Source organism: Streptomyces sp. NPDC002156, from assembly GCF_053593675.1.
Genome location: NZ_JBSFDA010000137.1, coordinates 19,956 through 27,718, shown reverse-complemented (window position 1 = coordinate 27,718; position 7,763 = coordinate 19,956). Strand labels below are relative to the sequence as shown.

Sequence of the window (7,763 nt, the reverse complement as noted above, 5' to 3'; positions counted from 1 at the left end):
ACTCAAACGCCGGACGGGCTGGGTATGTCAGCCCGTCCGGCGTTCGAGGACGAGCGCGTTCAGCGCGACTTTCCCACCCACCCGGCCGCCACCACCCTCCAGCCCGTCCGGCGTTTGAGGACGAGGCCGTTCAGGCCGAAAGGGGGGTCTGGGGGCGCAGCCCCCAGGGATGGGACGGGTAGGGGCGGCGGGGGCGAGAAAAGAACCCTCAGTCCACCAGATCCCGCACCACCGCATCCGCCAGCAACCGCCCCCGCAACGTAAGCACAGCCCGCCCAGCCTCATACGGACCAGCCCGAAGCAACCCCTCCCCCAGCGCCCGCCGAGCCGCCGCAAGCCCCTCCTCACGCAGCAGAGACAGCGGCACCCCTTCCCGCAACCTCAGCTCCAGCAACACCCTCTCCACCCGCCGGTCCTCCTCCGACAGCACCTCCCGCCCCGCCCCCGGCGACCGCCCCACCCCCAACGCCCCCGCATACGCCCCCGGATGCTTCACGTTCCACCACCGAACCCCACCGACATGCGAATGCGCCCCGGGCCCCGCTCCCCACCAGTCGGCGCCCCGCCAGTACAACTCGTTGTGAAGACACCGAGCAGCCACAGACGTAGCCCAGTTCGACACCTCGTACCACTCGAAACCGGCCGCCCCCAGCACCTCATCGGCGATCAGATACCGATCCGCGTGCACGTCGTCGTCGGTCATCGGCACCTCACCCCGCCGAATACGCCGAGCCAGCTGCGTACCCTCCTCCACGATCAGGGCGTACGCGCTGACGTGATCCGGCCCAGCCCCCAGCACCGCGTCCAGCGACGCCCGCCAGTCGTCGTCACTCTCACCAGGCGTGCCGTAGATCAGGTCGAGGTTCACGTGCTCGAACCCCACGGCCCGCGCCTCCGCGACACACGCCTCCGGACGCCCCGGCGTGTGCGTACGGTCCAGCACCTTCAGCACATGCTGCTTCGCGCTCTGCATCCCGAACGAGATCCGGTTGAAACCCCCCTCACGCAGAGTGGCCAGATACCGCTCGTCCACGGACTCCGGATTCGCCTCGGTCGTCACCTCGGCGTCATCCGCGAGGCCGAACTCGTCCCGGATCGCCCCCAGCATCCGTACGAGATCGTCGGCGGCCAGCAGCGTGGGCGTACCGCCCCCGACGAACACCGTACGAACGGGCCGCGGATCGTCGCCCAGCACCTTCCGCGCCAGCCGCACCTCGTCGATCAGGGTGTCCGCGTAGTTGTCGCGGGACGCCAGGACACCGCCCGTGCCGCGCAGCTCGGTCGCCGTGTAGGTGTTGAAGTCGCAGTAGCCGCAGCGGGTCGCGCAGTACGGGACGTGGAGATAGAACCCGAGGGGACGGTCCGCGGCCCCGGCGAGCGCGGAGGCGGGCAGGGAGCCGTCGTCGGGGACGGGATCACCGTCGGGAAGTGCGGAGGGCATGCCCTCCATTGTCCAGCACCGGCGGGACAACCCGCCCGACGCCCACCCACGGCCCACCCGGCCCGCTAGGTCTGCAGCACCAGCAACGCCAGATCGTCCTCGGGCGGCTTCTCCCCGAACTCGTGCACGAGCCGCCGGATACGCTCCGCGATCAGCTGCGCACTCAGCCCGGCGCAGCCCGCGAGGGCACTCGCCAGCCCGTCGCCGTCGTCGAACTGGCGGGGCCCGCAGCGCCGCTCGGTGACCCCGTCGGTGACGCACAGCAGACTGTCACCGGGCCGCAGCTCGAAGCTCTCGCTCGTGTACGTCTCGTCCTCGACGACCCCGAGCAGCGTCTGCGGTTCGGCGACCGTGAGGACCTCACCGCTCGCCCGGAGCACCAGGGGCAGTGGATGCCCGGCCGAGGCGAGGGTGCAGCGCACGCCTCCGTCGAAGGGGACGAGTTCGCCGTACAGGAGGGAGAGAAAGCGGGTCTGCGGCCCCTCACCGGGCCGTACCGCGACAGGACCCGGAACACCCGAGGCAGCCGGTACCGCCGACCGCCCATCCGCCGCGACCAACGCCCGGGCCGCCGCGTCCGCCGTCTCCGTCGCATCGTCGAGCAGCAGCTGGTTGAGCCGGTCGAGCACGTCCGCGACCCGATATCCCTCGCGGGCGAGCAGCCGCAGCCAGGGCCGGGCGAGGCCGATCACCACAGCCGCCTCCGGCCCCTTGCCCTGGACGTCGCCGACGGCGAAGCACCAGCGGCCGTCGCCGGCCGGGAACAGGTCGTAGAAGTCGCCGCTGGGGCCGCCCTTGTCGCAGGGCTCGTAGACGAGAGCACTGCTCACACCGGGGATCTCGGCGACCGCGCCGGGCAGCAGGCCGCGCTGGAGGATACGGCTGATGGTGGCCTGGCGGGCGTACTGGCGGGCGGCGCCGATGGCGAGCGCGACCCGGCGGCCGAGATCCTCGACCAGGCCGGTGACCTCGTCGGGGAAGCGGATCATCCCGGCCCGCCCGATGACCAGCGTGCCGAGCGGCCGGCCACCCGCGACCAGCCGGTAGGCGAGCGCGGCGCCGGTCTCCCCGCGCCCGCCGAGCGCCTCGCCGGGCCAGGGCACGGGGACCGGTCCGGTCCTGGTGGTGTCGGGCGTACGCGGCGGATCCGTCTCCAGGGCGCGGCGCAGCTCCTCGATACGGTCCTCGCTGCTGTGCCAGACCCGAGCGAGCCGAGGCCCGTGCCCGATACCCCCGCCTCCCCCACCGCTCCCGTCGCCCCAGCCACCACTCCCGCTCCCGCTCCCGCGCCCCATCGACTCGTCCTCCAGCCACACCGCGCACCAGTCGGCGAGGCGCGGCACGAGGAGCTGTCCGGTGAGGGCGGCGACGAGATCCTCGTCGAGCTGTCCGGCGAGCAGGTCGGAGGCCTCGGCGAGGAAGGAGAGGGCGCCGTGGTTCAGCCACTCCTGGTCGCGGGCGCCGCGCTGCGGCTCGGGGGCGAGGATCTCGGCGACCCGTAACCCGTGCCCGAGGGCGTGTGTGCCGGCGTACGCCTCGATGTCGTCGTCGAGCGTGACGCCCTCGGCGGGGAGCCGCGCCCAGACGGTCTTGGTGCCGGTGCGGTAGGTGACGCCCCAGGCCTCGGAGAGTACGGAGACGAGGCGGAGGCCACGCCCGTACTCCGGTATGTCGTACGGGAGTTCCGCACCGCCGTCCCGGGGCGCGCGGGAGGGATGGTGATCGGACACCTCGACGACGAGCGCGACGCCCACCCCCTCCTCCGCCTCTTCCTCCGCCTCCGGTGCCTCCAGACGGCACGCCAGCTCCACATCCGTCCCCGCGTGGACGACGGCGTTGGTGACGAGTTCGCTGACGACCACCATCGCGTCGTCGACGAGCCGCTCGGGCAGCGCTTCGGCACCGTGCAGGCCGAGGCGGGCCCATTCGGCGAGGGCGGCGCGTACGAGGCCACGGGCGGCGCCGGGCGCGAGGGGGCCGCCGCCGAGCGTGGCGTGGGTGACCGTGCGCCGGTCCGCACCCCGGCGCGCGGGCGCGCCGGACGCACGGGACGGCGCACGGGACACGGTCTCCCGTTGCGTCGGAATGGCCCCCATCTACAGCTCCCGAGCAGTTCGGACGAATGCACCTCAGTGGACGCGGACAGAGTGACAGACTGGCCCCGCCCATAAGCGCCGAGTTACCGAAGTGGGCCGCCATGAGTGAGAACAGTGCTACGCAAGTGCTCGAAGACGGACAGATTCCGGCATCCGATCAGATTCGGGCATCCGATCTGCGTCCGCTGCTCGCCGCGATGACGGCGGCCCGTGACGGGAACTTCGCGAAGGTGCCGGAAACCGGCCACGGTCTGGTGGCGGAACTCAGCTCCGCGTTCAACCAGATCATGGACCGCAATCTGCACTTCAACTCCGAAGTGCAGCGCGTACGTCGGGACCTGATCCGGCACGGCCGGCTCGACGAGCGGCTCTCCGCGAGCCCCGGCCAGGGCCACTGGACGTCCCGCGTCAACGACGTGAACGGCCTGCTGGACGCCCTCGTGGCTCCCGCGGCGAACGCGACGCGTGTCCTGGACGCGGTGGCCGGCGGCGATCTGACCCAGCGGGTCGATCTGCACGACGGGAACCGGCAGTTGCGCGGCGATCTGCGCCGACTCGGCAGAGCCGTCAACAAGATGGTCGACCAGTTGTCGCTGTTCACCGGTGAGGTGACCCGGGTCGCGCGCGAGGTCGGTACGGAGGGGCGGCTCGGCGGGCGCGCCAAGGTGCAGGGTCTGTCGGGCAGTTGGCGTGATGTGACCGAGGCGGTCAACACGATGGCGTCCCGGCTGACGGCCCAGGTCCGTGACATCGCCCTGGTGACCACGGCGGTGGCCCGCGGCGACCTGACCCGCACGGTGACGGTCGAGGCGACCGGCGAACTCCTCGAACTGAAGCTGACCGTCAACACGATGGTCGACCAACTCTCCGCGTTCGCCGACGAGGTGACGCGGGTCGCCCGCGAGGTGGGCACAGAAGGCCAGTTGGGCGGCCGGGCACAGGTCAGGGGCGTGTCGGGCGTCTGGAAGGACCTGACGGACAACGTCAACTTCATGGCCTCGAACCTGACTTCGCAGGTACGGAACATCGCCCAGGTGACGACGGCCGTGGCGAACGGCGACCTGAGCCAGAAGATCACGGTCGACGCACAGGGCGAGATCCTGGAACTCAAGTCGACCATCAACACCATGGTCGACCAGCTCTCCGCCTTCGCCGACGAGGTCACCCGCGTGGCCCGCGAGGTCGGCACGGAGGGCAACCTCGGTGGCCGGGCCCAGGTGAGAGGCGTGTCAGGCGTCTGGAAGGACCTCACCGACAACGTCAACTTCATGGCGGACAACCTGACTTCACAGGTCCGCAACATCGCGCTCGTCTCCACGGCCGTGGCCCAGGGCGACCTCGGCAAGAAGATCACGGTGGAGGCGAAGGGCGAGATCCTCGAACTCAAGTCGACGATCAACACGATGGTCGACCAGCTCTCCGCCTTCGCCGACGAGGTCACACGCGTGGCCCGCGAGGTCGGTACAGAGGGCAACCTCGGCGGCCAGGCGCAGGTGAGAGGCGTATCGGGCGTCTGGAAAGACCTCACCGACAACGTCAACTTCATGGCCCTGAACCTGACTTCGCAGGTGCGGAACATCGCCCAGGTGACGACAGCCGTCGCGAACGGCGACCTGTCGAAGAAGATCACGGTCGACGCCCGAGGCGAGATCCTCGAACTGAAGGACACCGTCAACACGATGGTGGAGCAGTTGCGCGCCTTCGCCGACGAGGTGACGCGGGTCGCCCGCGAGGTCGGCACCGACGGCCGACTGGGCGGCCGGGCCCAGGTGTTGGGCGTGTCCGGGGTCTGGCGGGACCTGACCGACAACGTCAACTACATGGCGGACAACCTGACTTCACAGGTCAGGAACATCGCCCAGGTCGCGACGGCGGTGGCGCAGGGCGACCTCTCGAAGAAGATCGACGTGGACGCGCGGGGCGAGATCCTCGAACTGAAGACGACGATCAACACGATGGTGGACACGCTGTCCTCCTTCTCCTCCGAGGTCACGCGGGTGGCCCGCGAGGTGGGCATCGACGGCCAACTCGGCGGCCAGGCAAGGGTCGAGGGCGTGTACGGCACCTGGAAGCGCCTGACGACGAACGTGAACGAGCTGGCGCTCAACCTCACCACCCAGGTCCGCGCGATCGCCGAGGTCGCCTCGGCGGTGGCCCAGGGGGACATGTCCCGTTCCATCTCGGTGGAGACGCGCGGCGAGGTCGCCGAGCTGAAGGACAACATCAACCTGATGGTGGCCAACCTCCGCGAGACGACCCGCGCGAAGGACTGGCTGGAGTCGAACCTGGCCCGCCTGGCCGCCCTGATGCAGGGCCACCGGGACCTGATGGAGGTCGCCGACCTGATCCTGCGCGAGCTGACCCCGCTGGTGAACGCGCAGTACGGGGCGTTCTTCCTGGCCGACCCGGACGAGGACAGCGCCAGCCTGAGCGCGCCGATCCCGGCCAAGGGCCTGGCGTTCATCGCCGGGTACGGCTCGGCGCAGGGCGCGACGGTCGACACGGGCGGGATGCCGGTGCACGGCCTCGTCCGCCAGGCGGCGCGCGAGAAGAAGCGGATCCTGGTGGAGGAGGCCCCGCCGGACTACATCAAGATCAACAGCGGGTTGGGCGAGGCAGCCCCGGCCAGCGTCGTCATCATCCCCATCCTCTTCGAGGACAAGCTGCTCGGCGTGATCGAACTCGCCTCGTTCTCCCGCTTCTCCGACGTCCACCTGGCGTTCTTCGACCAGTTCGTGAACACGATCGGCGTCGCGATCAACACGATCATCGCCAACTCCCGTACGGAGTCCCTGCTCGGCGAGTCCCAGCGCCTCGCCATGCAGCTCCAGGAACGCTCGGACGAACTCCAGAAGCAGCAGGCGGAGTTGCAGCGCTCGAACGCCGAACTGGAGGAGAAGGCGGCCTTGTTGGCGACATCGTCCCAGTACAAATCAGAATTCCTGGCGAACATGTCGCACGAACTCCGCACCCCCCTCAACTCGCTCCTCATCCTGGCCCGCCTGCTCTCGGACAACCCGGACGGCCATCTCACCGACCAGGAGGTCCAGTTCGCGACGACGATCCACCGCTCGGGCTCGGACCTCCTCCAGCTCATCAACGACATCCTCGACCTGTCGAAGATCGAGGCCGGCCGGATGGACGTACGCCCGAAGAAGCTGCCGCTGATCAAGCTCCTGGACTACGTCCACGCGACCTTCCGCCCGCTCACCCTCGACCGGGGGCTCGCGTTCGAGGTGGCGGTCGGTGAGGACGTACCGCGCGAGATGTACTCGGACGAGCAGCGGTTGCAGCAGATCCTGCGCAACCTCCTCTCCAACGCGATCAAGTTCACGGCGACCGGCCGGGTGGAACTCCGGGTCAGCCGGATCACCGACCCCGATCACCTGTACACCCGCGAGAACAGCGACGACGTGATCTCCTTCGCCGTCTCCGACACGGGCATCGGCATCGCCGCCGAGAAACTCCCGGTGATCTTCGAGGCGTTCCAGCAGGCCGACGGCACGACGAACCGCAAGTACGGCGGCACGGGCCTCGGTCTGTCCATCAGCCGGGAGATCGCGGGCCTGCTGGGCGGCAGGATCATCGCCGAGAGCGTGCCGACCAAGGGCTCGACCTTCACCCTGTACGTGCCTGTCGTGAGCCCCGGCCACACGCCGAGCGGAAACACGCCGAAGGACCACCAACTGGCGCTGCCCGAGCAGCTGTCCACCGAGCCCTACACGGCTCACGACACGGACGACTCCTGGCCGGCGCCGACCAAGCTGGAGGCGTGGAAGGCGGGCCGGGCGGGCCAAGTCCTGCCCGGGCGGCGGGTGTTGATCGTCGACGACGACATCCGCAACGTCTTCGCGCTCACCCATGTGCTGGGGCGGGTCGGGATGCCGGTGCTGTACGCGGAGAACGGCCGCGAAGGCATCGAGACGCTGGAGCGCAACCCGGACGTCGAACTCGTACTGATGGACATCATGATGCCGGAGATGGACGGCTACGAGACGATCTCCGCAGTCCGCCGCACCCCGCGCTGGGCGGACCTGCCCATCGTCGCCCTCACCGCCAAGGCGATGCCCGGCGACCGCGAGAAGTCGATCGCCCGCGGCGCCAACGACTACGTACCCAAGCCCGTCGATGTCGACCAGTTGCTGACCGTGGTCTGCGCGCTCCTGGACCCCGAGCGCCCCAACGGCGAAGCGCTGGACAAGACGGCGACCGAGTGAGGCACGGTC

3 protein-coding genes are annotated in these 7,763 nt (G+C 69.8%); 1 reads left to right on the top strand and 2 read right to left on the bottom strand.

Annotation, left to right across the window (positions count from 1 at the left end):
- Positions 1–208: 208 nt before the first annotated feature.
- The gene (gene hemW, locus ACWCRB_RS37245) at positions 209–1,441 is read right to left on the bottom strand and encodes a radical SAM family heme chaperone HemW (protein WP_451000285.1); all 1,233 of its coding nucleotides are present in this window, start codon (positions 1,439–1,441) and stop codon (positions 209–211) included.
- A 65-nt stretch (positions 1,442–1,506) separates the two neighbouring features.
- Positions 1,507–3,537: a SpoIIE family protein phosphatase gene (locus ACWCRB_RS37240; RefSeq protein ID WP_451000284.1), complete on the bottom strand. Its 2,031-nt coding sequence runs from the start codon at positions 3,535–3,537 to the stop codon at positions 1,507–1,509.
- A gap of 101 nt (positions 3,538–3,638) precedes the next feature.
- Here ACWCRB_RS37240 and ACWCRB_RS37235 point away from each other — a divergent pair, with 101 nt between their 5' ends.
- Positions 3,639–7,754: a HAMP domain-containing protein gene (locus ACWCRB_RS37235; RefSeq protein WP_451000283.1), complete on the top strand. Its 4,116-nt coding sequence runs from the start codon at positions 3,639–3,641 to the stop codon at positions 7,752–7,754.
- The last annotated feature ends 9 nt before the right edge of the window (positions 7,755–7,763 follow it).

Bases quoted from the DNA above. Each gene is read 5' to 3' on its own strand.
- hemW (WP_451000285.1), bottom strand. From the start codon at position 1,441: ATGCCCTCCGCACTTCCCGACGGTGATCCCGTCCCCGACGACGGCTCC.
- ACWCRB_RS37240 (WP_451000284.1), bottom strand. From the start codon at position 3,537: ATGGGGGCCATTCCGACGCAACGGGAGACCGTGTCCCGTGCGCCGTCC.
- ACWCRB_RS37235 (WP_451000283.1), top strand. From the start codon at position 3,639: ATGAGTGAGAACAGTGCTACGCAAGTGCTCGAAGACGGACAGATTCCG.